General features: G+C 38.9%; 31 protein-coding genes. 15 read left to right on the forward strand and 16 right to left on the reverse strand.

What is annotated here, in order from left to right; translation table 11 throughout:
* Positions 1–193: 193 nt before the first annotated feature.
* Complete coding sequence (locus FTT91_RS00685) at positions 194–1,396, forward strand: DUF4010 domain-containing protein (RefSeq protein WP_180168898.1); 1,203 nt, start codon at positions 194–196, stop codon at positions 1,394–1,396.
* Here the strand turns inward: FTT91_RS00685 and tsaA are convergent.
* Positions 1,393–2,148 carry a tRNA (N6-threonylcarbamoyladenosine(37)-N6)-methyltransferase TrmO gene (gene tsaA / locus FTT91_RS00690; protein ID WP_035310989.1) on the reverse strand — a complete coding sequence of 252 codons (756 nt, stop codon included), beginning with the start codon at positions 2,146–2,148 and terminating at the stop codon, positions 1,393–1,395. The two genes, FTT91_RS00685 and tsaA, sit on opposite strands and share 4 nt — an antisense overlap.
* Positions 2,149–2,250: 102 nt before the next feature.
* Between tsaA and FTT91_RS00695 the strand changes: the two genes are divergently transcribed.
* The gene (locus tag FTT91_RS00695; protein ID WP_004972950.1) at positions 2,251–3,030 is read left to right on the forward strand and encodes a ferredoxin--NADP reductase; all 780 of its coding nucleotides are present in this window, start codon (positions 2,251–2,253) and stop codon (positions 3,028–3,030) included.
* Between the two features lie 58 nt (positions 3,031–3,088).
* Here FTT91_RS00695 and FTT91_RS00700 read toward each other — a convergent pair whose 3' ends face one another.
* The 3 genes from FTT91_RS00700 to FTT91_RS00710 all read right to left on the reverse strand — a co-directional run bounded on the left by FTT91_RS00700 (position 3,089) and on the right by FTT91_RS00710 (position 4,396).
* Complete coding sequence (locus FTT91_RS00700) at positions 3,089–3,274, reverse strand: hypothetical protein (protein WP_004972947.1); 186 nt, start codon at positions 3,272–3,274, stop codon at positions 3,089–3,091.
* 20 nt (positions 3,275–3,294) lie between these two features.
* A complete protein-coding gene (locus tag FTT91_RS00705; RefSeq protein WP_004972946.1) occupies positions 3,295–3,549 on the reverse strand; it encodes a hypothetical protein in 255 nt (84 codons plus the stop codon).
* A 226-nt stretch (positions 3,550–3,775) separates the two neighbouring features.
* Entirely contained in the window at positions 3,776–4,396 is a 621-nt protein-coding gene (locus FTT91_RS00710) for a cation transporter (RefSeq protein WP_180168772.1), read from the reverse strand.
* Between the two features lie 75 nt (positions 4,397–4,471).
* On the opposite strand from FTT91_RS00710, the gene cadR reads away from it, so the two are divergent.
* Positions 4,472–4,873 (forward strand): Cd(II)/Pb(II)-responsive transcriptional regulator, encoded by a 402-nt coding sequence (gene cadR, locus FTT91_RS00715; protein ID WP_179990669.1) that lies wholly within the window; start codon positions 4,472–4,474, stop codon positions 4,871–4,873.
* A gap of 49 nt (positions 4,874–4,922) precedes the next feature.
* Here cadR and arsH read toward each other — a convergent pair whose 3' ends face one another.
* The 3 genes from arsH to FTT91_RS00730 form a co-directional block, all read right to left on the reverse strand.
* The gene (gene arsH / locus FTT91_RS00720) at positions 4,923–5,627 is read right to left on the reverse strand and encodes an arsenical resistance protein ArsH (RefSeq protein WP_004972939.1); all 705 of its coding nucleotides are present in this window, start codon (positions 5,625–5,627) and stop codon (positions 4,923–4,925) included.
* 72 nt (positions 5,628–5,699) lie between these two features.
* Positions 5,700–6,758 carry an ACR3 family arsenite efflux transporter gene (gene arsB / locus FTT91_RS00725; protein WP_004972938.1) on the reverse strand — a complete coding sequence of 353 codons (1,059 nt, stop codon included), beginning with the start codon at positions 6,756–6,758 and terminating at the stop codon, positions 5,700–5,702.
* A 4-nt stretch (positions 6,759–6,762) separates the two neighbouring features.
* A complete protein-coding gene (locus FTT91_RS00730) occupies positions 6,763–7,080 on the reverse strand; it encodes a metalloregulator ArsR/SmtB family transcription factor (RefSeq protein ID WP_180168773.1) in 318 nt (105 codons plus the stop codon).
* 98 nt (positions 7,081–7,178) lie between these two features.
* Between FTT91_RS00730 and arsC the strand changes: the two genes are divergently transcribed.
* From arsC to FTT91_RS00745, 3 genes are all read left to right on the forward strand, one after another.
* Positions 7,179–7,607, forward strand: a complete 429-nt coding sequence (gene arsC / locus FTT91_RS00735; RefSeq protein ID WP_004972934.1) for an arsenate reductase (glutaredoxin) — start codon at positions 7,179–7,181, stop codon at positions 7,605–7,607.
* Between the two features lie 224 nt (positions 7,608–7,831).
* Positions 7,832–9,214 (forward strand): tRNA 5-hydroxyuridine modification protein YegQ, encoded by a 1,383-nt coding sequence (gene yegQ, locus FTT91_RS00740; RefSeq protein WP_096901841.1) that lies wholly within the window; start codon positions 7,832–7,834, stop codon positions 9,212–9,214.
* Between the two features lie 27 nt (positions 9,215–9,241).
* Positions 9,242–9,511, forward strand: coding sequence for a YfhL family 4Fe-4S dicluster ferredoxin (locus FTT91_RS00745; RefSeq protein ID WP_004972931.1), 270 nt, complete (start codon positions 9,242–9,244; stop codon positions 9,509–9,511).
* Between the two features lie 236 nt (positions 9,512–9,747).
* Here the strand turns inward: FTT91_RS00745 and ahpF are convergent, their stop codons facing one another.
* The 7 genes from ahpF to FTT91_RS00780 form a co-directional block, all read right to left on the reverse strand.
* Positions 9,748–11,313 carry an alkyl hydroperoxide reductase subunit F gene (gene ahpF, locus FTT91_RS00750; RefSeq protein WP_096901839.1) on the reverse strand — a complete coding sequence of 522 codons (1,566 nt, stop codon included), beginning with the start codon at positions 11,311–11,313 and terminating at the stop codon, positions 9,748–9,750.
* 216 nt (positions 11,314–11,529) lie between these two features.
* Entirely contained in the window at positions 11,530–12,447 is a 918-nt protein-coding gene (locus FTT91_RS00755) for a hypothetical protein (protein WP_131261786.1), read from the reverse strand.
* Between the two features lie 56 nt (positions 12,448–12,503).
* Positions 12,504–13,631 (reverse strand): toxic anion resistance protein, encoded by a 1,128-nt coding sequence (locus tag FTT91_RS00760; protein ID WP_180168774.1) that lies wholly within the window; start codon positions 13,629–13,631, stop codon positions 12,504–12,506.
* A gap of 30 nt (positions 13,632–13,661) precedes the next feature.
* Entirely contained in the window at positions 13,662–14,453 is a 792-nt protein-coding gene (locus FTT91_RS00765; RefSeq protein ID WP_178318924.1) for a tellurium resistance protein, read from the reverse strand.
* Between the two features lie 213 nt (positions 14,454–14,666).
* Positions 14,667–15,071 carry a nucleoside diphosphate kinase regulator gene (rnk, locus tag FTT91_RS00770; protein ID WP_004972920.1) on the reverse strand — a complete coding sequence of 135 codons (405 nt, stop codon included), beginning with the start codon at positions 15,069–15,071 and terminating at the stop codon, positions 14,667–14,669.
* A 163-nt stretch (positions 15,072–15,234) separates the two neighbouring features.
* Positions 15,235–16,488, reverse strand: coding sequence for a serine hydroxymethyltransferase (gene glyA, locus FTT91_RS00775; protein ID WP_178318923.1), 1,254 nt, complete (start codon positions 16,486–16,488; stop codon positions 15,235–15,237).
* A gap of 177 nt (positions 16,489–16,665) precedes the next feature.
* Positions 16,666–17,928 (reverse strand): alpha/beta fold hydrolase, encoded by a 1,263-nt coding sequence (locus FTT91_RS00780; protein WP_136144553.1) that lies wholly within the window; start codon positions 17,926–17,928, stop codon positions 16,666–16,668.
* 251 nt (positions 17,929–18,179) lie between these two features.
* Here FTT91_RS00780 and FTT91_RS00785 point away from each other — a divergent pair, with 251 nt between their 5' ends.
* The 3 genes from FTT91_RS00785 (at position 18,180) to FTT91_RS00795 (ending at position 20,302) form a co-directional block, all read left to right on the forward strand.
* Entirely contained in the window at positions 18,180–18,878 is a 699-nt protein-coding gene (locus FTT91_RS00785) for an exonuclease domain-containing protein (protein ID WP_154321257.1), read from the forward strand.
* A 109-nt stretch (positions 18,879–18,987) separates the two neighbouring features.
* Positions 18,988–19,704, forward strand: a complete 717-nt coding sequence (locus FTT91_RS00790; RefSeq protein ID WP_180168775.1) for a hypothetical protein — start codon at positions 18,988–18,990, stop codon at positions 19,702–19,704.
* 229 nt (positions 19,705–19,933) lie between these two features.
* Positions 19,934–20,302: a hypothetical protein gene (locus FTT91_RS00795; protein WP_371971679.1), complete on the forward strand. Its 369-nt coding sequence runs from the start codon at positions 19,934–19,936 to the stop codon at positions 20,300–20,302.
* A 114-nt stretch (positions 20,303–20,416) separates the two neighbouring features.
* Here FTT91_RS00795 and FTT91_RS00800 read toward each other — a convergent pair whose 3' ends face one another.
* Together FTT91_RS00800 and FTT91_RS00805 are read right to left on the reverse strand one after the other, a co-directional pair.
* The gene (locus FTT91_RS00800; protein ID WP_004972907.1) at positions 20,417–20,635 is read right to left on the reverse strand and encodes a hypothetical protein; all 219 of its coding nucleotides are present in this window, start codon (positions 20,633–20,635) and stop codon (positions 20,417–20,419) included.
* A gap of 532 nt (positions 20,636–21,167) precedes the next feature.
* Complete coding sequence (locus FTT91_RS00805; protein ID WP_004972905.1) at positions 21,168–21,365, reverse strand: hypothetical protein; 198 nt, start codon at positions 21,363–21,365, stop codon at positions 21,168–21,170.
* A gap of 434 nt (positions 21,366–21,799) precedes the next feature.
* On the opposite strand from FTT91_RS00805, the gene FTT91_RS00810 reads away from it, so the two are divergent.
* The 6 genes from FTT91_RS00810 (at position 21,800) to FTT91_RS00835 (ending at position 26,770) form a co-directional block, all read left to right on the forward strand.
* A complete protein-coding gene (locus FTT91_RS00810) occupies positions 21,800–22,531 on the forward strand; it encodes a Fic family protein (RefSeq protein WP_180168776.1) in 732 nt (243 codons plus the stop codon).
* Positions 22,532–22,671: 140 nt separating this feature from the next.
* Positions 22,672–23,742, forward strand: a complete 1,071-nt coding sequence (locus FTT91_RS00815; RefSeq protein WP_180168777.1) for a hypothetical protein — start codon at positions 22,672–22,674, stop codon at positions 23,740–23,742.
* Positions 23,743–24,030: 288 nt separating this feature from the next.
* Positions 24,031–24,495 (forward strand): hypothetical protein, encoded by a 465-nt coding sequence (locus tag FTT91_RS00820; RefSeq protein WP_180168778.1) that lies wholly within the window; start codon positions 24,031–24,033, stop codon positions 24,493–24,495.
* Between the two features lie 22 nt (positions 24,496–24,517).
* A complete protein-coding gene (locus FTT91_RS00825; protein WP_180168779.1) occupies positions 24,518–25,621 on the forward strand; it encodes a hypothetical protein in 1,104 nt (367 codons plus the stop codon).
* Between the two features lie 4 nt (positions 25,622–25,625).
* Entirely contained in the window at positions 25,626–26,243 is a 618-nt protein-coding gene (locus FTT91_RS00830) for a hypothetical protein (RefSeq protein WP_163166901.1), read from the forward strand.
* Positions 26,243–26,770 carry a hypothetical protein gene (locus FTT91_RS00835; protein ID WP_163166903.1) on the forward strand — a complete coding sequence of 176 codons (528 nt, stop codon included), beginning with the start codon at positions 26,243–26,245 and terminating at the stop codon, positions 26,768–26,770. The genes FTT91_RS00830 and FTT91_RS00835 overlap by 1 nt, the downstream gene beginning before the upstream one ends.
* Positions 26,771–26,778 lie beyond the last annotated feature (8 nt).

Consider the following 26,778-nt stretch of genomic DNA (forward strand, 5'->3'; position numbering starts at 1 on the left):
ATGACTTCTTTAATACAGTAATCTTGTATGGTTCGATTAAGCCATAATTTTAGAGTGAAAATAGATTCATAAATGGAGATAAACACAATTCAAATATATGATGTTTAAAATAACACCTTGTATTTGGAATGTTGCTGTGGATTTTCTGACTCCTCCATCTTTGGTTACAACCAATTTTCCCGAACTGCTCACCATGTTTGCAGCAGCACTTGGCTGTGGCTTACTGATTGGATTAGAGCGTGAACGCAGTAAAAAAAATGGACAACATCACCGTTTTGCAGGCGTACGTACCTTTGGAATTTGCGCATTATTAGGTGCCATTTGCTTCTTATTGGGCACGAGCATTGCCATTGTGGGTGCGTTGATTGTTGGGGGAATTGGCTTATATTCCCTCAAAAATCAAACGGAAGATGACCCCGGCGCTACCACCGAACTTGCCTTCGTGATGACCTATTTTATTGGTGCATTGTGTTTATGGAATATTCCATTGGCAGCAGGTTTATCGGTTATTTTGACAGGTTTACTCATGACCAAGCACACCATGCATGGCATTGTCAGTCAGTGGATTACCGAAGCTGAACTACGTGATGGCTTGTTTTTACTGGCTTTGGTGTTAATTGCCTTGCCACTGACGCCTAATACTGCACTATGGGGCAATGTGCTTAATCCTTATGTGATTTTAAAATTATTGATTTTAATTCTAAGTGTGCAGGCTTTGGCGCATATCGCCAAGCGTTTACTCTCAAGCAGCAACGCCCTCATATTATCTGCAATTGCTTCAGGTTTTGTATCAAGCACCGCAACCATTGCCAGTTTAGGCATGGAAGTACGCGCAGGTCGTGGCGACGCACGTGCCAATGCAGGTGCAGCGCTGATGTCTTGCGTGGCGACTTTAGCGCAAATGTTGATTATTGTGGCGGGTGTCAATCTGATTTGGTTTAAGTTATTAATTATTCCAAGTTTGGTCGGAATCGCGATTTTGGTTGTAGCGGGTGTCTGGTTGCTCAAAAAACATAAAAGTACGGCAACGGCAAAGCCAGAAACCGATACCCGTATGTTTAGCCTTAAAGAAGCCGCAATTATTGTGGCGACATTGACCGCAATTCAAGCGATGGTATACGGCTTGGAACAAACCCTTGGGGATGCAGGTTTAATCATTGGTACCCTGCTCGCCTCGTTATTTGAGGTTCATGCCGCAATTGCAACCGTGGTGATGCAAGGTCCACCGAGCCAGCAGGTACTTTTGTATGCCTTAATTTTAGGTGTGGTGGCACATGCGATTGCCAAATGCGTCAATGCCGCGCTCATTGGTGGTTTGCGCTTTGCACTGTATTTCGCCCCTGCCCAAATTCTGCACATGCTGGCGTTGGTGGCTATTTTATATATGCTGGTTTAATCGACAGCGATTAAAACAATTTTTAGGATATGTACTGCGTGCTGATCAACACGGAAACTGACATCAAAATCTGCAAAATTCATGGTGTAAATTCGTTCAGCATCATCCTGATATGCAGGTCGTGGATCTAAAGACAAGACCTGTTCCAATTCCTGCACAATTTGTGGTTGCAATACGCCTGAGCCGAGTAACTGATTTTTTTGCGCTTCTGCTGTGTCCATCCATAGCACTGTTTTTCTTATGGGTTCATCTTGCGCATAACCACTTTGTGCATCAGGCACAGCATCTGAATATTGGATATAAGGTTTAATATCCAAAATAGGCGTGCCATGCAGTAAATCTGCCCCTGTCACATAAACTCGCAGTGACTTACCCACTTTTTTGACCTGTTTAAATTGCACCACAGACAAACCAATGGGTGCAGGTCGATACATGCTGCGCGTCGCAAACACACCTATTTTTTGATTACCACCCAAACGTGGCGGACGCACTTGTGCACGAAAACAAGGGTTTTGCTGTTTCTGTACGGTTGGATGAGCATCGGTTTGGTTTTTATTGTCGTGAAATTGCCAGATTAACCATAAGTGACTAAACGCTTCGATCCCTTCAAATGCCAACACATCGTTATAAGGCGCCTGCATTTCAATATACGATTCGACTTGTACCAGATTCGGTTGACGAGGAATACCAAATTTTTCTCGGTAGGGAGAGTGCATAAATCCGATTATTGGCATTTTTAGATCAGTCTTCATCACTTTTTCTGATAAGCTCAATTAAATATATTCAGTTTATAGAGAATGATTTTAGATTAGAATAGCAAGCTGTTCTAATTTGATAATTTATTGAGACCTTTAATGGCTGCTTTCAACGTCGAAAAGATTACTCACGTACACCACTGGAATGACACTTTATTCAGTTTTAAAACGACTCGCGATACCGCACTACGTTTTAAAAACGGTCAATTTGTGATGATTGGTCTGGAAGTAAATGGCAAGCCTTTAATGCGCGCTTACTCGATTGCCAGTGCTAACTATGAAGAAGAGCTAGAATTCTTCTCAATTAAAGTACCTGATGGCCCTTTAACGTCTATTTTACAAAAAGTAAAAGTGGGCGATGAATTGCTGGTTTCTAAAAAACCTACAGGCACTTTGGTACTGGATGATTTAAATCCTGGTAAAAACCTATACTTACTTTCTTCAGGTACAGGTCTAGCTCCATTTTTGGCAACCATCCGCGACCCTGAAACTTATGAACGCTTTGAAAAAGTGATTGTGGTTCACGGTACACGTTTCATTTCTGAATTGGCTTATCAAGATTTAATTCTAAATGAATTACCAAATCACGAGTTTTTCCAAGAACTTGGTATTCGTGAAAAACTGGTATATTACCCAACCGTTACACGTGAAGAATATCCAAACCAAGGACGTGTGACCACGGCAATTGAATCGGGTGAAATCTTTGAAAAAATTGGTTTACCACGTTTTAACCCTGAAACTGACCGTGCCATGTTATGTGGTAGCCCTGCATTCTTAAAAGATGTTGCAGCATTACTTGACCAACATGGTTTAAAAGAATCACCACGTATGGGTGAATTGGGCGATTACGTGATTGAACGTGCTTTCGTTGAAAAATAAAAGCTGTTGAATCTAAAAAACCGAGCTCAATAGCTCGGTTTTTTGTCATTAGCATCAATTAACGTACACTGCGACCTTCTTGGTTAGCACGTCCTTCACAGTGTGCACCACCACCAATTACAAACCCACGCTCTGCCTGACATGAACCAATCATACGACCACTCGAATCATAAGTTGTCACTTTTGAAGCACAACCTGTCATCAAAATAGCCGCTGTTAATGCGATTAAACTAGAAATTTTCATTGTATTACCCCTCTAAAAAATTAGTCTTGTTGCAGTGAAATCTGCGAATTATTTGGTATGGTTGGCAATAAACCCGTGCGCTCATCTACTTTAGAATAGTTAATGCCTTGTATGTTGGCACCACCATAACACACAGCTTTAGCCCCCAAAATAAAGCCCTGTGTAGCGACACATGAACCAATCACTTGCCCTGCAGTATCATAAGTCACTACTTTAGAACTACAGCCAGCCAAAGCAATCAGGCTTGCTATAGAAAATAATTTAATTAGTTTCATTTAACCCTCAATTTAAAAAAAATTAAATATTATTCATCGTGTAAATTATTTTTAAATACATCAATTTATTTTTAATTTTAGTTATATATTATTTTTTGTAAATAGCAATTTAGAATAACTTATCGTTATTTTTACTTCAAATTTTAAAATTATTGCGACTACAAAAAATTAAAAGCACTCCATCTAAATCACTCAAATCAGATGGAGTGCTTTTTACGTTTATTCTTTATTCTGGTACATTTACTCTTCGTTCAGCCAAAGCTTGCTGAATCACATGATACCCCGCTGTTAAGCCCAAACTCGCCATAATCACGGCTACCACAAGATCTGGAATCAAACTACCCGTACCAAATACACCCACTGCCGCCAAAATAACTGCGAAATTACCAATCGCATCATTACGGCTACATAACCACACCGATTTCATATTCGAATCACCATCTCGAAATGCATATAAAATCAATGCAGTAACCACATTGGCTAATAAGGCGATGATCCCAATAATACCCATGGTTATGGCTTCAGGTGGAATACCCTGTATATAGGCATAGATAACCTTGCCCATCACCACCACACCAAACAAGGCCATCGTGATGCCTTTGACCAAAGCCACAGTAGCACGCCAATACAAACTTGCACTTAACACCGCAAGTGAAATCCCGTAATTGACAGCATCTCCAAAGAAATCCAGTGAATCTGCCCATAGGGATGATGAATGGGCATAGGCACCACCTATCAACTCGATAAAAAACATGCTGAGATTGATCACCAATGCAATCCATAACGCGGTTCTAAATTTACTATTCGGTTTGATTGGCGCAGGTTCATGACTACACGTACATGCCATAGACACACCTTCTTTCAAAATGAAACTGTTTCGATTATGCTCATTTAAAACTATAGACTTAGTCCAAGGTCAAGCATGACACAATATTTAATTCATGAATTAGCTAAAAAAGTTGGAGTCAGCACAGATACAATTCGTTTTTATGAAAAGAAACACTTACTCACCCCAAGCTTTCGTGCCGAAAATAATTATCGCTATTACAATGATGAGGCACTCAAGCGTTTGATTTTTATTAAGCGTTGTCGTGCTTTAGATATGAACTTAAAAGAAATTGAAGCTTTGATTGAATTAGAAAAGCAGCCGAAACAAAACTGCTGCGCTGTGAATGAATTGATTGATGAACATTTAAGGCATGTAGAAGATAAAATTGCCGAGTTGCAGCATTTTCAGCTACAACTTCAGCAACTTAGACAAGCCTGCACCACGCAAACAACCATTGATGATTGTCAGATTTTAAAGCGACTTGAAGCCGAATAATCGCTCTCTAAGCCTTTTGTAATGCAGTATTTACGTATCTAAAATTGGATTATAAACACTTCTGATTAACACGCTTCGATAGCTGCTCGGCAGTTTCCACACGTTCAGAATAACGATCTACCAAATATGCTGCTTGCCCGCGAGTCAGCAAAGTAAATTTATATAACTCTTCCATCACATCGACAATACGGTCGTAATAGCTAGACGCTTTCATGCGGCCATCTTCCTCAAACTCTAAAAAGGCTTTAGGAATAGAAGACTGATTGGGAATGGTGATCATCCGCATCCAACGTCCTAAAATACGCAATTGATTGACGCTGTTAAATGACTGCGACCCGCCACACACTTGCATTAAAGCAAGCGTTTTACCTTGTGTGGCACGAATTGCGCCCGCGGCAAGCGGAATCCAGTCAATTTGTGCTTTGAAAATCGAACTCATTGAACCATGACGTTCTGGGCTACACCAAACCATACCTTCTGCCCACGCCAACAATTCATGCAGCTCTTGAACTTTGGGATGTGAAGCATCGCCATCTTCAGGTAAAGGCAAACCTTTGGGATGGAAAATTTTTACCTCAGCGCCAAAGTGCTCCAAAATTCTGCCCGCTTCCTGTACCGCCAAACGACTATAAGAACGCTCACGGTTTGAACCGTACATCAATAAAATACGTGGCGGATGGTTCAACGGCTTTGCCTGCACCTGTTCAAAACTTGGTGTAGGCAATAAATCTAAATCAATATTGGGTAATACCATGCTGCATACTCTTAAAACTAAAATGGGCAACGCATGCCCATGTTTTTATCTTAAACCTCAAAATGAAGAAAATTACTTTGAACTGACAATCGACTCATTTTGATAAAACTTTTTACGCAGCCATAAAGACACACTCACCAAAGCAATCAACACAGGCACTTCAACCAAAGGGCCAATAATCGTGGTAAATGCAACGGGAGAAGCCAAGCCAAACGTTGCAATGGCAACAGCAAGTGCTAATTCAAAATTATTCCCTGCTGCGGTAAAGGAAATGGCGGTCGTCCGTGGATAATCATTGCCCATCCATTTGCTCATAAAGAAGCTAATAAAGAACATGGCAACGAAGTAAATAATCAATGGAATGGAAATGCGTAAAACATCCATCGGCAAGCTCAGTACTTCTGCGCCTTTTAGTGCGAACATCGCCACAATGGTAAATAGCAATGCCAACAGACTAAATGGGCTAATTTTGGGTAAAAAAGACGTTTGATACCAATCTAAGCCTTTGCTTTTCACTAAAATCAAGCGTGTTAAAAAGCCCATCAAAAAAGGAATACCCAAATAGATTAAAACAGCTTGGGTGATTGTCCAAAAACCAACATCAATCACTTGTCCTGCCACGCCAAAATACGGCGGCAAGAAACTCAGAAACAGCCAGGCATAAGTACTAAAGAATACAATCTGGAAAATACTGTTAAACGCGACTAACGCTGCCACGTATTGGTTATCACCACACGCCAAGTTGTTCCAGACTAAGACCATTGCGATACAACGTGCTAAACCAATTAAAATCAAACCTGTCATATATTCAGGATAATTTTGCAAGAAAATAATTGCCAAAGCGAACATCAAACACGGAGCAATCAACCAGTTTTGTACCAAAGACAGCAACAAGGTTCGGCGGTCTTTAAACACTTCTGGCAAAGCTGCGTAATCGACTTTTGCTAGCGGTGGATACATCATCAAAATCAAACCAATCGCAATAGGAAGGTTGACTGTGCCCACGCTCATTTGATCTAAGCTTGCCGATACTGCAGGAAATACCACGCCAATCGCAACACCTAGCCCCATGGCAATAAAAATCCATAAGGTCAGATTACGATCTAAAAAAGAAAGTTTGGACTGTGCCATGTGCTTACTCGCAATGTGTTGCAATTGTAGGGTTGATACGTGTCATCGGGCTGACATCTTGCTGCGCGATAATATTTAAAACAGCAAACGCCCATTCGGGTAAATCTGGGTTCAAACGGTAATACACCCACTGCCCCTGACGTTGATCTAGCAAAATAGATAAATTCCGTAACAACGCCAAATGACGTGATATTTTCGGTTGATTTAACTGCAATTGTTCTGTCAATTCGCATACACAAATATTGTGTTGAGCCATCACCAATTTCAGAATGTCCAGTCGGGTTGGGTCTGACAAACATTTAAAAAAATCAGTTTGATTCATTTTTTATCTGCACTTCAATATTAACTATTGCGAATATACGCATATCCATATATAAATGCAATATTGAAATTTTATCGACCTAAAACGAGTCACTACGCATGAGCAACACCATCAAAATTTTTCATAACCCTGCCTGTGGAACGTCACGCAATACTTTAGAATTAATTCGTAATACAGGACAAGAACCTGAAATTATTGAATATTTAAAAACCCCACCTACACAAGCTGAACTTACTAGCATGATTCAACAAGCAGGTTTAAGCGTGCGCGATGCAATCCGCAAAAATGTAGAACCATACGAACAGTTGCAACTTGAAGGTAGCTCACACAGCGATGCGGAATTAATTGCATTGATGGTCGAGCATCCGATTTTAATTAATCGTCCATTTGTCGTGACCGAGTTAGGTGTGAAACTGTGCCGCCCTTCTGAACTGGTCTTAGACTTGCTCACTCAACCACAATTAAAAAGCTTCAGCAAAGAAGATGGTGAAGTGGTGATTGATAAACATGGGCAACGTGTACGTTAACACGCTTTCATCCATCAGAAATTGATTATAAGCAATCTGTCAAATTGGTATTGAAAGTCCCTTCTCGTGCGTTTTGTATAGCTCAGGATGAGGAACTTTCTATATCAAGATTAGCCCCAGCGTTTCAGCACAAGTTTTCTTCTGAATCCCGAGCTATTTACTAGGTTGAATCCTAAATTTAGATTCATACAATAAAGCCATATTTCTGCTATTGCTTTTTGATCATGACCATTTCCCACGTCACCGAACTTCTCTCTCCTGCTGGTTCTTTAAAAAACATGCGCTATGCCTTTGCTTATGGTGCAGATGCAGTCTATGCAGGTCAGCCGCGTTACAGTTTGCGCGTGCGTAATAACGAATTTGATCATGAAAACTTAGCAATTGGTATTCAAGAAGCACATGAAATAGGCAAAAAGTTTTATGTGGTGGTGAACATCCAACCGCATAACAGCAAACTCAAAAACTTTATTCGTGACCTAGAACCTGTGGTTGCCATGCAACCCGATGCGCTGATCATGTCTGACCCAGGTCTGATTATGATGGTGCGTGAAAATTTCCCCGACATGCCTGTACATTTATCGGTACAAGCCAATGCGGTGAACTGGGCAACGGTGAAATTCTGGCAAAATATGGGTTTAACCCGTGTCATTCTTTCGCGTGAATTGTCGATTGATGAAATTGAAGAAATTAAAAACAACGTGCCTGGCATGGAAATTGAAGTATTTGTGCATGGTGCGCTGTGCATGGCCTATTCAGGTCGTTGCATGCTTTCAGGCTATATGAATAAACGTGATGCCAACCAAGGCGCATGTACCAATGCCTGCCGTTGGGAATATAAAATTCACGATGCAAAAGAAGATGAAACAGGTGACGTAATTCCTGTCAAAAATCTTTCTGAAACTGCCGATGCAGATGAACAACACATGCAGGCACAGCATCAATTTAACGAGCCTGTGTTATTACAACGTAATGACGAAGATATGTTTGCTGCCGAAGAAGATGAACACGGCACTTATTTTATGAATTCTAAAGATTTACGTGCAGTGCAGCACGTTGACCGTTTAACTAAAATGGGCATCCATTCACTAAAAATTGAAGGTCGCACCAAATCTTATTTCTACTGCGCACGTACTGCACAAATTTACCGTAAAGCGATTGATGATGCGCTTGCAGGCAAACCATTTGACCCTGCATTAATGACTCAATTAGAAGGTCTAGCTAACCGTGGTTATACCGAAGGTTTCTTGCGTCGTCATGTGCACAGCGAATACCAAAACTACGAAACAGGTTCATCAAGTTTTGATCATCAGCAATTTTGTGGTGAAGTCTTAGAACGCAATGGTGACTACATTAAAATTGATGTAAAAAACCGTTTTGTAGTGGGCGATTCTTTAGAATTGATGACGCCACAAGGCAATATCTATTTCACTTTAACTGAAATTAAAGATAAAAAAGGCAATCTGATTGAAGATGCCAAAGGTTCAGGGCATATTGTAGAAATCCCTATACCTGCAGATGTCGATATGCGTTATGCCCTGCTGATTCGCAACTTACCAAATTCGACTGCAGATATTTCTGCCTCATCGTTGGCTTATCAAGCCAACTAAGTGGCAATAAACTAAGCGAGTATTGCGATGGCACTCCTGATTACCGACCAATGCATCAATTGCGATATGTGCTTACCCGAATGCCCGAATGAAGCAATTTATGAGGGTGAAAAGGTGTATGAAATTGATGTGGCGCGTTGCACAGAATGTGTTGGGTTTTATGACTATCAAACCTGCGTTTCAGTCTGCCCAATTGAATGTATTATTCCGCATCCTGAGCATGTCGAAACCAAAGAGCAGCTACAGGAAAAGTTTAATCAGTTGAATTTATTTGGACAAAATAATAAGGCTAATTAGACTGAAATGAATCTAACTGCTGTAAATCAAACTGGATGTTAAAAATAAAAAAAGAACTGAGTTGTTAGCCGACTCAGTTCTTAAAACCAAAAATAGAATAAATAAACTTTTAATACTGTGCGATAACGCACTTTACTGAACATAGCGCCTGAGTATTGGGGAACTCAGGCGCTATCTTTTTAGCGAATACAATTTAAGGATGGTTAATCCGCGTATTCAGATGTATTCGTTCAGACTTATTGACCTGAACGGATGATGTAATCAAATGCTGAAAGTGATGCTTTCGCGCCTTCACCTGTTGCAATGATGATTTGCTTGTACGGTACAGTTGTACAGTCACCTGCCGCAAATACACCTTTTACATTGGTTTCATTGCGCTCATTTATCACAATCTCACCACGATTCGTCAGCTCTACTTTTGACTCTTTTAAGAAGTCCGTATTTGGTAATAAACCAATTTGTACGAAAATTCCTGCAAGTTCAACAGTATGCTCAACATCTGTCGCACGGTCTTTATATTTCAATGCAGTCACTTGTGCGCCATCACCAATCACCTCAGTCGATAATGCATTAGTAATTACTGTAGTATTTGGCAAGCTGTTCAATTTGTTTTGCAAGACTTGGTCTGCACGTAATTTAGTATCAAACTCTACCAAAGTCACATGCTCTACAATCCCTGCAAGATCAATCGCTGCTTCTACACCTGAGTTACCACCACCAATCACTGCAACACGTTTGCCTTTAAACAACGGGCCATCACAGTGTGGGCAGTATGCCACGCCGCGGGTACGGTATTCTGCTTCACCAGGTACATTCATCTCTCTCCAACGTGCACCTGTAGACAAGATCACCGTTTTCGATTCAAGTGTTGCGCCATTTTCCAAAGTCACTTCGACCAAACCATTGGCAGTTTCATCAGCACCTTTAATGGCAGATACTTTTTGTAGATTCATAATATCGACATCGTATTCACGCACATGCGCTTCCATTTCTGCCGCAAACTTTGGACCTTGTGTTTTTTGGATAGAAGTGAAGTTTTCAATATCCATGGTATCCATCACCTGACCGCCCATCCGCTCAGCCACAATACCTGTACGAATACCTTTACGTGCTGCATAGATTGCAGATGTATTCCCTGCAGGGCCGCCACCAATTACCAAGACATCAAACGCCTCTTTGGCATTCAGTTTCGCTGCATCTTTGCTCGCAGAATCTGTATCTAATTTAGCTACAATTTCTTCCAAAGTCATACGACCTTGACCAATGTGGTTGCCATCTTGGAATACCATCGGCACAGCCATAATTTTGCGCTGCTCAACTTCTTCTTGGAAGAATGCACCATCAATCATGGTTGCTGTTGTGCCAGGGTTGTAAATCGCAATGAGGTTCAAAGCTTGTACTACATCTGGACAGTTGTGGCAGCTCAACGATACAAACACATCAAAGTGAGATGAAAGATTCAATTCTTTGATTTGCGTTAATACTTCATCCGATACTTTTGGTGCATAACCTGAAGTTTGCAATAACGCCAAAATTAATGAAGTGAACTCGTGCCCCATTGGCAAACCTGCGAAGAATACGCGCGGTTGCTCACCTACTTTTGCAATCCCAAAACTTGGTGCACGTGCGTTGTTACCGTCAAAACGCGCAGTAACTTGTGGCGAAAGTGCCGCAATTTCTTCAACCAATTCTTTAATTTTGGCAGATTTATCAGAACCATCTAAAGTCGCGACAAGCTCGATTGGGCTTTCAAGACGTTCTAATAAAGTTTTAAGTTGTGTAGAAGTATTTTGGTCTAACATGGCTAACGTCTCCAAGGGAGTAAATTTATTTGTTGATGTCATCTTACGAAAAATAGTTACATAGGGGAAACGGTTTATTTTTATATTTATGATCGTTTTTTTAAATGATAGTGAGTTTCAAGCTTACTATTTCATTTAAAATACCTAAAGCTATTCAATTTAGACATTAACATAAAAACTGAATGTCTGCCTTAAGCAATTGAGCCTAATCATTTTTTATTCAAGTTGTTGTTGAATCCGCAGAATACGCTGCTGTAAATGTCGCGATAAAAACCAGAGTACCGCAGACAGTATTAACATAAGCGCCATAACCGCGAGATTCATATAATAAACCAGCGTATTTAATTGCTGTGCTTGCTGCACTTGCTTATGTACGCTTTGCGCCATAGGCGTTAAAGCTTTGCCATAAACTTGCTGCTGCATCGTCCATAATTGTTCAGGTTTAAATCCATAATGTAAAAATTGCGGATCTTGCTGCTCTGCTTTGACCAAGGTCAACACTTGCGGAATGGCTGCATCTTTATCTGCGGGATGATGCATCAATGCCGTTTGCGCCAACAAATAGGCTTTAACAGGCGCTGCCATTTCTGCATTTTGTAAATAACGCGCCAATTCACTTTCTTGAATGTGCTTTTCATAATGCACAATTTTGGCATATACCTGCTGCGTATCATCTTGTCGGTCATGCTGAACATAACTCAATGCCGACCAAAGTAAAATAAAACTCAGCAACCAAGCTACAAATTTCAAGACAAAGGACTGAAAGCGAATATAAAAAAAACGAATTTTCTTGAGTAGATGAACTAGAACGAATGCACCAATAAATGACACCGACAGTTTTAAAATCAACCAACCCAACCAGTTCAACAAACTGAAAAAATAATCAGGTTGCTGCCCTAAATTTGCCAAAGTCGCATCGACACTTGCAGGCATGTGTAATTGCTGAACTTCAGTGCTTAAACCAAAGAAGCTATAAATCACATCTTGCTGAATAAAAAAGCCAATTGCCGATATAAGCACCACCGTCATAGACAGCACAGCCAAAAAACTGAGCTTTTTTTGACGCTGCTGTAATGCCACAACACCTGTTTTTAGCTGCTGTGGCTGAATGGCATATTCATCAAGTGGGGGCAAATTCGACTCCTTATCAGGTAAATTTCAGATTAAATGAAGTCATTGTCAAAATGCATTTATTGACCAGACTGTTGACTTGAACCAATCACCAATTGATTCAGATTCTCCTGTAAGGCTCGCAAACGCGTAGTCGCTTCTGCACGTTTTTGCATGCCTTCTTTTTGTACCTGGATCACATCGTTCACTGTTTTAATGAGGGTATTTTGTACGTGTTCAAGGGTTTCAATATCAATCACCGAACGCTGATTGGCTTTGGCAGTATCAACCGAGTTTTGATGCAATAAATCTGCATTACGGCGCAGCAATTCATTGGTGGCATCATCAATACTGTTGGCCAGTTGCACACTGTTTTTCTGCTCATTTAAAGAAATCGCCAAACTAATCTGGTTTTTCCACGCAGGTAAGGTAATGTTTTTAATCGCATAAAATTTATCGACCAACATTAAATTATTGGACTGGATAATCCGAATCATCGGCAAAGTTTGCATGGCAGATTGTTGCAACACCTGCAAATCACTCACCCGCTTTTCTAAATTATTAGCAAGATGATTGAGATCATAAATTTTTTGAGTCGTGGTCTGATCCTGCGGCTGCGCGGAAAATTCAGAAATTTGCTGCTGAATTTCCTGCTGTTTTAACTTACCTGCTGCAATATAAATCCCCAATTGTTTATATTCATCTTGCACACCATGAAACATTTTATCCAGTGTATCTACACGGTTTTTTAAACCATTTTGTGAGCTTTCAATTTCTGTGACCAGACTATCAATTTGCGCTTTGGTGCTGTTAAAGTTTTGATCAAAACTTTGTTTAGCGCCTTTTAACTTATTGAATAAACCACCCAAAAAGCCACTGCTTTTGTTTGGATTTAAAATACTGTTGGTATTTAACTGCTGTGCAACCTGCACCACCTGATTCAGCTTTTGCCCTGCGACATCCAAATCCTTATTTTGCACCAAACCTAAAAGCTCATCGGTATAACTTGACGTTTTAGTGGCGATATTTTTGCCATATTCTGCAACCGAATGATGGCTAAGATCGCTTAATTCTTTACGCGCAGCCAGCACCTCCTGAAAGTCATCAGGCTGTAAGCCAATTTCCTGCAAATTGAGTTGCTGAAATTGTTGCTGAGTCTGTTCATCACTCACTTGCACAGCGACGTTGCGTTGTTCAGAAGTTGTCATATTTCACCTCTATCTAATCAAAACCATGCCTTATGATTGCGCAGGTTTTTCTAAGGATTTTCTTAATGTCTTAATTAAATGCTCACGACTTTGATCCAGCTTTTCTAGCTGACTGTGTGAGCCACTTTGCTGACTTTGTTTGACATGATATTGCCATGCAGGAATGAGTACCTGCTGCGCTTCTTTAAAGCGATCTAACAAACTAAAAGAGAGTTGCTGTGAAAGTTGCATTTGAGTAATCGCAATATCATTACTACTTTGCAAAGTCTTTAAACTATAAATTTTCTTGGCCAGTCGTTCGCTAAAATTATCCAAAGGATGCTGATTGCGCACAAATCGTGGATATTCCAATAAAAATTCATCGGCAGCTTGAATATATTTCGCCATTTGCTCACGCAAACCAACCAACTGCTGAAAACGTGATTGTGATTTCTGAATTTCAATTTGCAGCTTTTGACTCAAACGGTCTGCTTGCCCTAACAAATGATCTAGGTTTTTATAATATTGCACTTGCCCCGCGCCATATTCCAAATCTATGCCTAGCCACTTTTGCAGCGCATTAAACTTACGTTGCTTTAACACTTTTTTAGATTTGCCAAGCGCCTGAATCAATTGCTCAATGGTCACACTCAATTGCTGGGTTAAATGTGGATCTACCCCATCCAATAAAACTGACTGTGCTTGAATCACCTGATCTGCATAATGATTTAGACGATATTGATCATTCAACAACGGTACTAAATCATTGCGTTGAATCGCCAAAAGCTCAGCACGATCCACCGTAATCTCTTGCAAAGGCAGCAACACTTCAAACTGAGCCATAGACCATCACAACCCTCTTTTCATGATTTGATAGTACGTGTTTTTCGGCTAAGGTCATGTAATATTTTGCAATTTTATATTTCGATCTGCTTAAATGCGTTTTAATAGATTCGCATAACATTAATCATAAAATGCCTGATTCAAAACACCAGTGCATAAAAAAGCCATGATCAACATGGCTTTCAATGTTCCTAACGCAGGATGATAAACAGATTATAAATAATCGCCTTCACGCTCTGGCTGATACAAAATCTTCTCAATTTTGACTTTCATCATATGACCATCGGGCTGTGGCCATTCAATTTCCTGACCTTCAGCTAAACCTAAAATGGCAGTCCCGACAGGTGCAACCACATTCACCTGCCCTTTCTCACCTTTAAAGTCATGCGGATAAACCAAGGTAATTTCAGTCGGTTCTTTTGCAGGTGCAATGGTAATCAATGCGCGGGCATTCATGCTCACCACATTATTCGGTACATCTTGTGGCGCAACCACTTCAGCACGTGCCAATTCATCTTCTAGATGTTGCATCGTTGGCGTCAATTTAGGTTGATGCTCAAGCATCGTTTCCAAACGGTGCAAATCTTGTTCTGAAATAATAATCTTTGGTCTAATCATTTACTTTTATTCCTGTCATTCCGACAATACTGTCATCATCAGCTTGCCTACAATCATATTCAATACGCTTAAGTTATAACAGAAATTCAGCTTATTGAACGAAAAATCAATTTTTTACATCCATAAAAAAAGCCCCCTTGAGGGGCTTTTCTCAAGGCTGTGCTTATTTTGCGTAAACTGGGAATTTCGCGCAAACAGCTTCAACTTTTGCTTTTACAGTATTAATTACAGCTTCGTCACCTTTGCTGTCAAGAATGTCTGCAATCCAACCTGCAAGATCACGTACTTCTGCTTCACCAAAACCACGTGTAGTTACCGCTGGAGTACCGATACGGATACCAGAAGTTACAAATGGAGAACGTGGATCGTTCGGTACAGAGTTTTTGTTTACAGTAATGTGCGCAGCACCTAACCATGCATCTGCATCTTTACCTGTAATATCTTGCTTGATTAAAGAAAGCAAGAACAAGTGGTTTTTCGTACCACCAGATACTACATCATAACCACGTTCAATAAGAACTTCAGCCATCGCTTGCGCATTTTTAACAACTTGTTGTTGATACGCTTTGTATTCAGGCGCCATTGCTTCTTTAAAGCAAATTGCTTTTGCTGCAACTGCGTGTACTAATGGACCACCTTGGTTACCAGGGAACACAGCAGATTGTAATTTTTTCTCGATCTCTTCGTTTGCTTTCGCAAGGATTAGACCAGAACGTGGGCCACGCAATGTTTTGTGTGTAGTAGTAGTCGTTACGTCAGCAATTTGCACAGGGTTTGGATAAACACCTGCAGCCACTAGACCTGCTACGTGTGCCATATCTACAAATAAATAAGCACCAATTTTGTCTGCGATGTCGCGGAAACGCTGCCAATCTACAATTTGGCTATACGCAGAGAAACCCGCAACAATCATGCGTGGTTTGTGTTCAAGCGCTAAACGCTCAACTTCTTCGTAATCAATTTCGCCAGTTTCTGGGTTTAAACCATATTGGATAGCGTTATATGTTTTACCTGAGAAGCTTACTTTTGCACCGTGAGTCAAGTGACCACCGTGTGCCAAGCTCATACCTAACACAGTATCGCCTGGGTTAAGTAAAGCTAAGTAAACTGCAGAGTTTGCTTGTGAACCAGCGTGTGGTTGAACGTTAGCATAATCTGCACCAAAGAGTTCTTTAGCACGGTCAATCGCCAATTGTTCAATAATATCTACGTATTCGCAACCGCCGTAGTAGCGTTTGCCTGGGTAGCCTTCTGCATATTTATTGGTAAGTTTTGAACCTTGAGCTTCCATTACTGCAGGTGAGCAGTAGTTTTCAGAAGCAATTAACTCAATATGAGCTTCTTGGCGCGCATCTTCATTGGTGATCGCTTGAGCTAATTCTGGATCAAATTCGGCAATAGAAATATTGGCAAACATTAGCGAGGTCCTATTAATTTAGGGCTTTTAAGCCGTGCTAAGATTGGCGCGTATTGTAGCATAAAGTTTGTGAACTGAGAGAATGAACTTTGCTCAGTTTTACACAAAAATAGCTCATGTTTCAGATTAAACACGAGCTATTTCAGGTCAAATCAATCTTTACCTTAATTCAATGGCTTATTGAATAGGCATTAACGATTGTACATCTTTAATAATCTCATCCATATTATCCACATACACCGAACCATGATCCCATTTTTGCTCTACAGGTAAATCCTGATCAGTGACGTAATGAATTTTAGTTCCCATCCCTTGAGCTGACTGAACCAAGTAATCCGTGACTTGTTTCGGTACAGTTGGGTCAGCCGTTCCTTGATAAATAAATATAGGCGTACTGATTTTCACTTTTAATGGCTGTGAACCATTGGTTAAGAAATCTTTAACTTCAGGGATGGTCGTCATGAAATTCGGTTGAGTACGTGGATAACCATCCAATTTTCCATAAGTCTGTGCGTGCTCTCGCATTGGCTGAAGCATACTCCCACCTAATGCCTCATAACAGATTGACTCTGCCTGAGCAGCAAGTTGATCTGTTGGTGACACAAATATTTCAGAATATTTCAAGGTTGGAGCAGTATTTCTTAGCCCCGCAGCAATTAGAGCAGTAAACGTATCTAATGGTACAAGTGTCTGTACTTTCTTTATTACATCTGGCTCCTGAGCTGCTTTTTGTTCACCACCCGCCAATACCAACGCTAAATTTGATGCAGGTGCGATAGCTATGGCACCCTTATAATTTAACTGCGCACGCGATGCATACTGCGCTGCACCTAAAGCCGCATGTCCACCCTGTGAATGTCCAACTACACTCCAGCGCGTTTCTGCAGTATTACCCAAAAGCTTGCTTGCAGCGACAACAGCATCTGTAATCGAATAAGCTGCACTTTTTAAATTTAAGAATGGGTGTAATTCTTTACCGCTCGGCTCACCTAAACCTTCGTAATCTGGTGCAACAACGGCATAACCTGCCGCCAATAGTTTAGCAATGAAGTATTCATTTCCTTTTAAACCTTGACGGCTCGGTGCACACGCATCTGCCACGCCTGTTGTGCCATGTGCCCATACTACAAGTGGCCATCCGCCCGCAGGTTTAACTGTTTGAGGGGTAAAAACAAGTGCAGTTGCCTGAGTTTCCTGTCCATTTACACCTAACATTTTATAAGTCATCAATGTTTTAGAGGCACTTACTGTATCTAAAACATTATTCGCATTTGCACCCTGATCCAAATAAGGCTCTGTTTTTACGATAGGGGCACTAAAATTATATTTCGGAATGCCATCTTCAATAACCACAACACTCGTATCGTCATGATCATCATTACAGGCGGTTAAAAACAAACTGCTACTAGCCAAAGCCACACTTAACCATATTTTTTTCATTTGTTTACCCTTATCTTCATATTCTTATTGATTGCATCCTTCGCAATCTTTATTTGTACGCTTCTTTACCGTATTAGGCAAGATTTGGATAATTAATATGCAAGTGTATTTTATTTAAAATTAGTTACTTACGTTAAAAATCAGTAAATTGATCACATATACAGCTGTCTATTAAATTTCAATTCAATTTGTCATACGCAGTGGCTAATGTTAGATTGCATTTTTATTGAATGACGCAAGCGAATCAGGACATGCAGGCTATTATTCTCGACACAGAAACCCATACTTTAAATGGACAACCCATTGAGATTGCCTACGCCCCCATTCAAATTCAAGATGGCAAAATCAGTCTAGATAAAAGTAAAATTTTCGATCAGTTGTATCAAGTTGATGAGCCTATTTCATTCGCAGCGATGGCGGTGCATCATATTTTAGAATCGGATTTAATTGATCAACCGCATTACAGCAGTTTTGAATTACCTGCCGAAACCACCTATATCATTGGGCATAATATTGATTACGATATTCGCGCTTTAGAAAAATGTGGTGTGGATACTTCTAAAATTAAAGCCATTTGCACTTTGGCACTTGCACGTCGCGTATGGCCAAACGCCGAAGCACACAATATTTCAGCTTTAATTTATATGATTACCAAAGGCAGCGAAAAAGCGCGTGACATGATTAAAAAAGCGCATCGTGCCGATATGGATATTATTTTAACGGCCAATATTTTGATGCATGAAGTTCATCAACTACAAATTCAAAGTATTGAAGAACTCTATATCGCCTCAGAAGAAGCACGTATTCCACAAATTATCAATTTTGGTAAACATCGTGGTACGGCAATTGCTGACCTTCCTGCCGATTATGTGCAATGGTTATTAAGACAAGAAGATTTAGATCCTTACTTACGCAAGGCGCTCGAAAATACCAGCATTTTGACTTTATAAATGTTTCAAGTGAATCTTATTGCATTTAGCTGTCATAAATTATTCATATTATTGTAATTTTCAAAGTCTATGCTGTGCCTTAATTTATTGGGGAAATAAATTAAGGCGCATGTTTAATTATCAAAAAACTCAACTCGGTCTAGATGCGTTACAACAGCGCACACGTGATTTAAATGCACGTCAACGTCGTTTATTGGTACTGATTGGTACTGAAGATTTTGATTTACTCGGAGATCAGTTCAAGCAGCGTCTTGCACCACCTGAATTGATTGAACAGCTATTAGATATGCAATTAATTGCCCCTGCTGCGCTTGAGCAAGACACTTTGCAACACCAAGAGCAAACGGCTAACATTCTGCTGCAACAAGAGCAAGAGGCATCATCTACCACTTTACACACAGAAATTCATAGCCAACTTGCAAGCAGCACCCCGCAAGCGCATGCTGAAAGTTTGGCAGAACCAATCCACACCCAACATCTTCAAGTAAATTCAGTTCCTGCATATTTAGAAGCACGTGTTGCAGCTGCCATCAATACAGAACAGCCCGCTGAACAACCTGAACCCCAAGCAGAAATACAGCCTGAAATTACCGCTTTGAGTTTTGAAGATGTAAAATTTCTCATGATGGATACTTTGCAGCGTCATTGTGGATTAATGGCAAAACAACTGATTCAGCGAATTTTACAAGCTCAGGATATTCGCAGCTTAAAACTCTGCCAAATGCAATGGATTACCTCTTTGCAAGAAACTCGTTTACCACCGAAAGCACTCAATCAGATTTTGCAGCAAATCAATCACTCCCTACAAAAGCTTAATCCGACTTAAAGCTTAGATTTTTTTACTTAGTTTTAAGTCTTTTTAACAATTAAAACCATGCTCAGGGACATATGGATTAATTTATTTTTATTACTTTTCAACACCTTAAAAACACATATAAATCCACATCTAAACCTTAGATTCATTATCCCTATAAAAGCTAAGACTTTAGCGGCATAGCCCCGACTCATAAAAATCAGCGATATAGTATTTTCCAGAATTGTTGAGGCACAGGGTCATGATGAATCATGCATTTTTTTTAGCGTTTGATGCTTATGACAATCCAATGCAACTCAGTAAAGTTGGCAATTGGGTGATTACCTTTTTAAGCCCAAAAGATCAGGAAAGCCAAATACAGTTAGCGATTACCAATGTGTTGCCGCGTCAAATTTCAGCACATTTACAACCGCGACGCATAGTGATTCAACAAAGTACAGATGCCCAGCTCTGGCAAATCTTGCAAATTGAATGTTTTGATAGTCAAACCAATCAAGAGTTGAGTTTTCAACCCGATGATGACATTGGGCAAGCGGTCATTCAAAAAATTATTCAAGAGTTTGATAAATACGATGTAAATATCCAACTTGTAGAAGATCAGACGGTTTAAAGCGATATGTTTTACACTTAATGAGCACTTTATTTACGTGTGCTTTAAAAATCCTGCGCACAAAAAAGCTCATCGAAAGGAGCTTTTCTAAAAATAAAGTAGTCTCACAAATATTTACTCCAACACACGGAAAATACTATCAGACTCGCGGCTTTCAAACAAAAGTTCGATGCTTGGTAAAATCACTTCACCTTCCACAATAATGTGTTCAATTTTGTGAAATAGTGCCAAACCCGCTGCCAATGAAGTTTCTGGGATATTACGTAGCAATGCTTTTGCTTCGTAAATATGGCTAAACTGGTCTTTAACTTTAATATCGATGATTTGCGTCATTGTTGTTCCCTTTTTCTTGACGGAAATTTTTTATACCATAGCTTATAAATTTTTTAAAAAAGTGAGTTGTTAGATTGTTTGACAATGTAGTATTTTTTTAAACTAAATTTAAATTATCTAATAAATTCAAACACATATTTTTTAAAATTTTATTTACAACTTACAAAACCACAGTAAATTTGCTTGTTTTTCATTCTAGCACAGAAAAAACTCGCATTGCTGCGAGTTTTTTTATGTTGGAAGGCTAGTGCTGATTTTATTGTTTGAACAAGAGTTACAAACTCAACGAGCTGTCATTGATCCGTCCAACTGCATCGTAGCGTCTATTACATTGAATGACCTACTGTAGTTTTAATATAGTGAAACTTATTTTTTGCTGCAATAGCCCACTACATTTCAACACATTCACACAGCAAAATTTCAATTGATTTAATTTTCAGTTACGGCATAATTTTATGCGGTTAAAAGCTCCAGCTTTGCGATTAGCTTCTGCATAACTTGGCGATACTTTCAAATAATAAGAAGTCGACGATTATTCAATTAACTCAATTTCATAATCAACATCTTGCAGCATATCTTTATTGTATAGCTTTACCATTGCTGTTGCTTCAGCATAATCGTAGAACAAACCTTCTGCGACGGCTTTACTGCGAAATTCCGTGGTACCAATTTCATTATCATGCGGAACAAAATATAAGTTTTCTGGAATGAGTTTAACGATATAGCCCACGAAGCTGCCCTCAGATTTTTCAGTTTTAAAATATGTGAGTTTTATATGCTGAAAAACGTGATCAGGCTATGGCAAATAAGATCGAATGTTTATCTTAATTTTTTATATACTTTTCAACTATTTTTTATATTACAGCTCAATGCTTATATACTAATTTGGTGCGCTCAGCGCGCACTAGAAACCATCAGTAGACTATTGATAGTATTTAACTTTTTATACTTAAAGATTTTATTTACCGTATTAAATACCGTAAAAACTCTAATCAGATGTATGACATCAAATGCTTAATGATTTTATTTCCCACATACATGATTTAGATCTATCTCATTATTCTATCATATTCAATCTCTCATATATGATATGTTATATCATTACGTTTTTGGATGCTCCTTTTTTCATGTATCATTAGTTAATTAACATTCAGGGCTCAGGGCATGTTTGAAAGTATTGATGATTTAAAGAAAAAATTAGATCAGCATCGTCCTCTTTCTCCTGCAATTGTAAAAAATTTACAAGAAGATCTTATTGTCCGTTGGACATATCACTCGAATGCAATTGAAGGCAATACACTTACATTGCTTGAAACAAAAGTTGTTTTAGAAGGCATAACCGTTGGTGGCAAAGCCTTACGCGAGCACTTCGAAGCGATCAATCATAGAAATGCGATTTACTATGTTGAAGATATTATTCGGAAAGAGGAGTCTTTTTCTGAATGGCAAATTCGTAATATCCATCAGCTTATCTTAAAGAATATTGATGATGATAATGCTGGACGTTATCGTCAGCAAAATGTCCTGATATCAGGTGCTACGTCTACCCCGCCTGATTACACGTTATTAAATGACAAGATGGCTCAATTCGTAGACTGGTATAATAGTGAAGCACATAAACTACATCCAATTGAACGTGCAGCCAAAGTACATGCTGATTTTGTTGGCATTCATCCATTCATTGATGGCAATGGGCGTACATCACGTCTATTGATGAATCTTGAATTATTAAAAGCTGGCTATCCGCCTTGTGTTATCACTGTTGAAAGTCGATTAGCTTATTATGAAGCTCTTGATCAATGGATGGCTTATGGGGAAACTGACGCATTTATCCACTTGGTTTCCGATACGGTACTCGCAGGATTTAAACCGTATCAAGTTGTTTTAGGTCTTTAAAATGAAGACTTAGTTTATACAATAGTATCAAAATTCTACTTATGCCGATCCATAATTTTATGGGCTTATAAATTATGAACAAACTCGAATTCATGATTTAATATAATCTCGTGCTTTAATTTCTTTTTCACACAATAAACATGAATTTTTTTATAGAATCAAAACCACCTACTTCCGATGATATTAATACTTTATGTGGAAAGATTTTAAGTCATGAAATCAAAGTTCATTTTTTTGAAAAAAAAATTTCTGAGCTTGTACAACAATTTCAAATCAATCACCCTCCCCAAAATCTTCAACATATTTCTCAAACTGATTTAAACACCTTACATATCTTAGGTTTTAGTTTTAAAAATGCTCAACAGTTACCATCAATTGGTTTGATCGGCTTTGGACTGTTAAACTTATTTTCCTTCTTACTTATTTTAACCCATCTACTGCTTTTTCAAACAGCATCTGATTGGGTAAATCTTATTTCTACCTATATTGAATGCAGCATATTTTTCTTAATTTGCGTAGGTTCAGGTTTAATGTTCAGAGCAACGCGTGTAACTCGAAGAGTTGATGAGATTTTATGGAGTATTTTCTCCATGATTGGACTTGTCCTTGCATTTGGTTCTGCACAACGTCTATTTTTTTATGCTGATCACTTAATTCCATTTAGCTTGCATAAAAGTTTAATCCCTAGCCAAATTTTCCATTTATATACTCAGATTCCTGCAAGCACGTGGGCACAATTTTTATTCATTTTATATTGTATTATTGGGATCGTTATTTTTTATGTAAGCTCATATTTATTTTCTGCATCCCCTGAAATTGCCAATATTATGCGACGCTACCCTGATATTTTCCAGGTTGGAAATCCACATGAATTGCAGCAAGAAAAACGAGACTTAATCCAAGAAATCAATAAAGCAAACAGCAACCTAAGAGCATTTGAGCGTTTCAAAGCCAAGGTAATTTCGGAACTTGAAAATGATCCAATCCTAGAGCATATAAACCTCTCTCCCACTATTGAATTAATTGACCCTATTCAAAAGATACAAGAGAAATTAACCTGTCTTTCTCTTGATCACAGTCATCTAGAACAACAATATCAACTTGAGCGCATTCAACATTTACTGAGTAGCCTACAACTACTCTCTCAAGATGCATCATCTCTACAACAGCAGTTTGAAATAATTAATACTGTTCAGGCAGAGAGAATATAAATGCATTTAAGTCAAAATTCCAAGAAGCTTTGGCCACTTTTGTGGATGTTATTCTGTTGTACTGTTCTAATTAATTGTATACTTCTCTACCAATTCGATAAAAAGAATCAACGTGACCGCTTTACAGGTTGCCTCAATAAAATTGAACAAAAACATGTTTTTGTCATTGATCCATCATCGATTCATAGCACTCAAACACAATCTGAAATTCTATCTAGAATTACACAGCAAGCCCACAAGATCAAACGTGAAGATTTAGCTTTAGTATATGTGATAAATGGTCAATCCATGAGTGAATTACAACCTGTATTTAAAGCATGTCACACCGATACGAACTTTAAAAAATTATTTTTGAAATCTGTACATTATGCGGTCTATGCTCAACCACAGCATTCAACAGCCATTCCGCTTGCTGAAGCATTACTCGATATCGAGCTAAGTCAACATCAGATTCAGCCGAAGCAAACTCGATTATTTATTTTTTCCAATTTCTTACAAAATTCACAAAATTTGTCATTTGCACAAAGTACAGATCTAAAGGCAGCGATTAATCAATTCAAATTAAGCCGCCTTGGTGGTGTACAACGTCCAACTTTTATCAACACCACTGCATATTTACATATTATTCCGCCTGCACAACTCACTGAGAACCTACTCAATATTCGTGATGGTTTTTGGATATGGTTTTTTGGAGATATGCGTGGCGATAGACGTGCATATGGTTTGGAACGTCACGATCTACCAGGTTCATAATATTTTTTAGAGGGGATTCATCATGTCATTTGCAGCAAAAAAAGGGCTTCCAAGTAGCTTTTTACCGATTTTAGGTGGAGCAGCATTAGTCTCGATTATTATCATTTGGTTTAATTTACATATTGTATTACTAGCTTTCACAGTAACAGTTCCCCTTATTCTTTATTTTAATATTGTTAAAAAAAGCCTACTAAAACAACCTGACTATAATGCTGTAGATAGTGTTTATTACTTTGGTTTTAGCTTAACTATCGTAACACTTGCCACTTCTGCCATCATTCATTTTGGTCTATCTTCTGATATTGAAGACCTACAAAACTTAAATCTTGTGTTTTCACAATTTGGTGTTGGATTATTAGTAACTTGTCTTGGTTTGATCTTACGTTTGTTTTTATTGGCGTCCATGAATCAACAAAACGCAGATCAGGAACAAAATGAACGTCATGCACTTATTAATGACATCATTGACTTGAGAAAAGAAATTACTGGTTTTGCCAGTGAATTGCAGGACATTAATGTCAATTTAAAGAATCAACAGAAAGTACTTAATCTAGAAATTATTGAGAGCTTAAAAGCAGCAACTTTGACTTTTAATGAACAGTCGATCAATGTACAAAATGCTTTAATCGAGCACCAAAAGCAAAAAAATCTTGAATTAATTGAATATCAAGAACAACTACAAAAAAATCTATATGAACAGATGCAAGAAATGAATAATTCACTCTATAGCAATATGCAACAAGCGAATCAATCACATATTGCATATGTCGAAAGATCACAACAACATTTAATAGATTTAGCATCCAATATTGGTACAGCGATTCATGATTTAGCTATCCCAAGCGTTGCAGATTCTGCTAAAAAAGCATCTCAACAACTGGTCGGTGCATACAGTGACATGCAACAGAATATTGGGCATTTTAATACTCAGCTTCAAAATATGACTGAGCGATTTACCCATTTACATGAACAACACCAATTGCAACTGCAACATACATTACAAAGTACGAAAGCTTCAGTAGATGCTGTCAATGATGCCCTAATTGAAGTCGCAAACAATACGTCTACAACTATGCGCAAAGCAAAACCAAATACATCAAAAAATCTTGATCAAGTCGTAGGTTAAGTAAATGAACAGAAGAGAAGATGTTTTATATCTCACCTTGATTGATTTTTTTCTGCAAATGCTTTTTCTCGTGATGATTGCATTGTTAGCTTATATTTATGTCGAACGTCGCCATAATGCTGAAGCGAAACAGTTTCTTGACCTTGCGAAGGAATATAAAGTTGATAGTGTTCAGGAGCTCATCGACCGTTTACAAACGCTTGCCCCCATCAATAATTTAGAAGATGCAAAAAAGGCACAAGACTTTATGAATTCAAATGGCGGCTTAAAAGAAGTAAATGCCATGGTGGAAAAGTTTAAGGAAGGCCAAGGCAAACCACCCTGTGTTTTTGCAATGGAGAACGGCCTAAAAGTTGCAAAAACCGTTGCAGTTTTTGAAGCAACAAATAGTTCGATTCGTTTGATTTCTTGGCAGCCTGAATTTGCGCAATTAGCCAAACAAATCAATCAACCGATCAGTAACAACCAACAATGGTCACTACGGGGGTTTAGCTCTGCTTGGCACCATGTATTGGTCAAATATCCTCAATGCCGTTATACCGTGACATTACATGAGCGTTCAAATCTTGTTGCACCACGAGATCGTGTCCAAGGCATCTTCTATACAAGGATTCGCAAATAATGTCCTTGAATAAGTTAAAAGATGCTTTACAAGATTACCAGAATAGCTACTATGAGTGTTTAGAGATCACCCCTACTTCATCTGTCCCTACTCAAGGAAGAGCTGAAACAAATTCAGCACTTCCTCAGCCAGACTTTAAATTTGAAATTCCTGACCCTCTCCAAATCAACTCGACTCAAGTCACTCAAGAAAAAGTCTCTTCTGCACAAACCGACATTGATGAAGATATTCCTCACCCAAAACTAAATCCTTTCGCCCAATATGGTGAAAATGATCAACCACACGCAAATCAGTCGAATCAAAATATTCAGCGTAGACCTCGTGCTCGTATGAAGAAAAAAGAAGGTTTCAACTTCACTCCTATTCTCATATTGTTTGTATTCATCATGCTGTGTGGTATCGGTTATGCAATTTATGATTTTTACTCACCCAAGAGGGCCGTAACATCTTTGCCTTCTCAGCCTGAAATGAGCATTCATAATGACATTCAAAAAGAAAATATTCATGAGCTGTCTCATCGGGAGTAGCCTCATGA

Source organism: Acinetobacter sp. YH12021 (assembly GCF_013420145.1).
GTDB classification, from domain to species: Bacteria; Pseudomonadota; Gammaproteobacteria; order Pseudomonadales; family Moraxellaceae; genus Acinetobacter; species Acinetobacter towneri.

What these genes read in the sequence shown, in the direction of transcription:
- ahpF (WP_096901839.1), bottom strand. Translation starts at nt 11,313, where the DNA reads ATGTTAGACCAAAATACTTCTACACAACTTAAAACTTTATTAGAACGT.
- arsC (WP_004972934.1), top strand. Translation starts at nt 7,179, where the DNA reads ATGAGCAACACCATCAAAATTTTTCATAACCCTGCCTGTGGAACGTCA.
- FTT91_RS00745 (WP_004972931.1), top strand. Translation starts at nt 9,242, where the DNA reads ATGGCACTCCTGATTACCGACCAATGCATCAATTGCGATATGTGCTTA.
- tsaA (WP_035310989.1), bottom strand. Translation starts at nt 2,148, where the DNA reads ATGAAGACTGATCTAAAAATGCCAATAATCGGATTTATGCACTCTCCC.
- FTT91_RS00695 (WP_004972950.1), top strand. Translation starts at nt 2,251, where the DNA reads ATGGCTGCTTTCAACGTCGAAAAGATTACTCACGTACACCACTGGAAT.
- FTT91_RS00815 (WP_180168777.1), top strand. Translation starts at nt 22,672, where the DNA reads ATGAATTTTTTTATAGAATCAAAACCACCTACTTCCGATGATATTAAT.
- rnk (WP_004972920.1), bottom strand. Translation starts at nt 15,071, where the DNA reads ATGATTAGACCAAAGATTATTATTTCAGAACAAGATTTGCACCGTTTG.
- FTT91_RS00780 (WP_136144553.1), bottom strand. Translation starts at nt 17,928, where the DNA reads ATGAAAAAAATATGGTTAAGTGTGGCTTTGGCTAGTAGCAGTTTGTTT.
- FTT91_RS00685 (WP_180168898.1), top strand. Translation starts at nt 194, where the DNA reads ATGTTTGCAGCAGCACTTGGCTGTGGCTTACTGATTGGATTAGAGCGT.
- FTT91_RS00830 (WP_163166901.1), top strand. Translation starts at nt 25,626, where the DNA reads ATGAACAGAAGAGAAGATGTTTTATATCTCACCTTGATTGATTTTTTT.
- cadR (WP_179990669.1), top strand. Translation starts at nt 4,472, where the DNA reads ATGACACAATATTTAATTCATGAATTAGCTAAAAAAGTTGGAGTCAGC.
- arsH (WP_004972939.1), bottom strand. Translation starts at nt 5,627, where the DNA reads ATGGTATTACCCAATATTGATTTAGATTTATTGCCTACACCAAGTTTT.
- FTT91_RS00810 (WP_180168776.1), top strand. Translation starts at nt 21,800, where the DNA reads ATGTTTGAAAGTATTGATGATTTAAAGAAAAAATTAGATCAGCATCGT.
- FTT91_RS00710 (WP_180168772.1), bottom strand. Translation starts at nt 4,396, where the DNA reads ATGGCATGTACGTGTAGTCATGAACCTGCGCCAATCAAACCGAATAGT.
- FTT91_RS00765 (WP_178318924.1), bottom strand. Translation starts at nt 14,453, where the DNA reads ATGGCTCAGTTTGAAGTGTTGCTGCCTTTGCAAGAGATTACGGTGGAT.
- FTT91_RS00700 (WP_004972947.1), bottom strand. Translation starts at nt 3,274, where the DNA reads ATGAAAATTTCTAGTTTAATCGCATTAACAGCGGCTATTTTGATGACA.
- FTT91_RS00790 (WP_180168775.1), top strand. Translation starts at nt 18,988, where the DNA reads ATGTTTAATTATCAAAAAACTCAACTCGGTCTAGATGCGTTACAACAG.
- FTT91_RS00760 (WP_180168774.1), bottom strand. Translation starts at nt 13,631, where the DNA reads ATGACAACTTCTGAACAACGCAACGTCGCTGTGCAAGTGAGTGATGAA.
- FTT91_RS00730 (WP_180168773.1), bottom strand. Translation starts at nt 7,080, where the DNA reads ATGAATCAAACTGATTTTTTTAAATGTTTGTCAGACCCAACCCGACTG.
- FTT91_RS00825 (WP_180168779.1), top strand. Translation starts at nt 24,518, where the DNA reads ATGTCATTTGCAGCAAAAAAAGGGCTTCCAAGTAGCTTTTTACCGATT.
- yegQ (WP_096901841.1), top strand. Translation starts at nt 7,832, where the DNA reads ATGACCATTTCCCACGTCACCGAACTTCTCTCTCCTGCTGGTTCTTTA.
- FTT91_RS00705 (WP_004972946.1), bottom strand. Translation starts at nt 3,549, where the DNA reads ATGAAACTAATTAAATTATTTTCTATAGCAAGCCTGATTGCTTTGGCT.
- glyA (WP_178318923.1), bottom strand. Translation starts at nt 16,488, where the DNA reads ATGTTTGCCAATATTTCTATTGCCGAATTTGATCCAGAATTAGCTCAA.
- FTT91_RS00800 (WP_004972907.1), bottom strand. Translation starts at nt 20,635, where the DNA reads ATGACGCAAATCATCGATATTAAAGTTAAAGACCAGTTTAGCCATATT.
- FTT91_RS00785 (WP_154321257.1), top strand. Translation starts at nt 18,180, where the DNA reads ATGCAGGCTATTATTCTCGACACAGAAACCCATACTTTAAATGGACAA.
- arsB (WP_004972938.1), bottom strand. Translation starts at nt 6,758, where the DNA reads ATGGCACAGTCCAAACTTTCTTTTTTAGATCGTAATCTGACCTTATGG.
- FTT91_RS00820 (WP_180168778.1), top strand. Translation starts at nt 24,031, where the DNA reads ATGAGTGAATTACAACCTGTATTTAAAGCATGTCACACCGATACGAAC.
- FTT91_RS00835 (WP_163166903.1), top strand. Translation starts at nt 26,243, where the DNA reads ATGTCCTTGAATAAGTTAAAAGATGCTTTACAAGATTACCAGAATAGC.
- FTT91_RS00795 (WP_371971679.1), top strand. Translation starts at nt 19,934, where the DNA reads ATGATGAATCATGCATTTTTTTTAGCGTTTGATGCTTATGACAATCCA.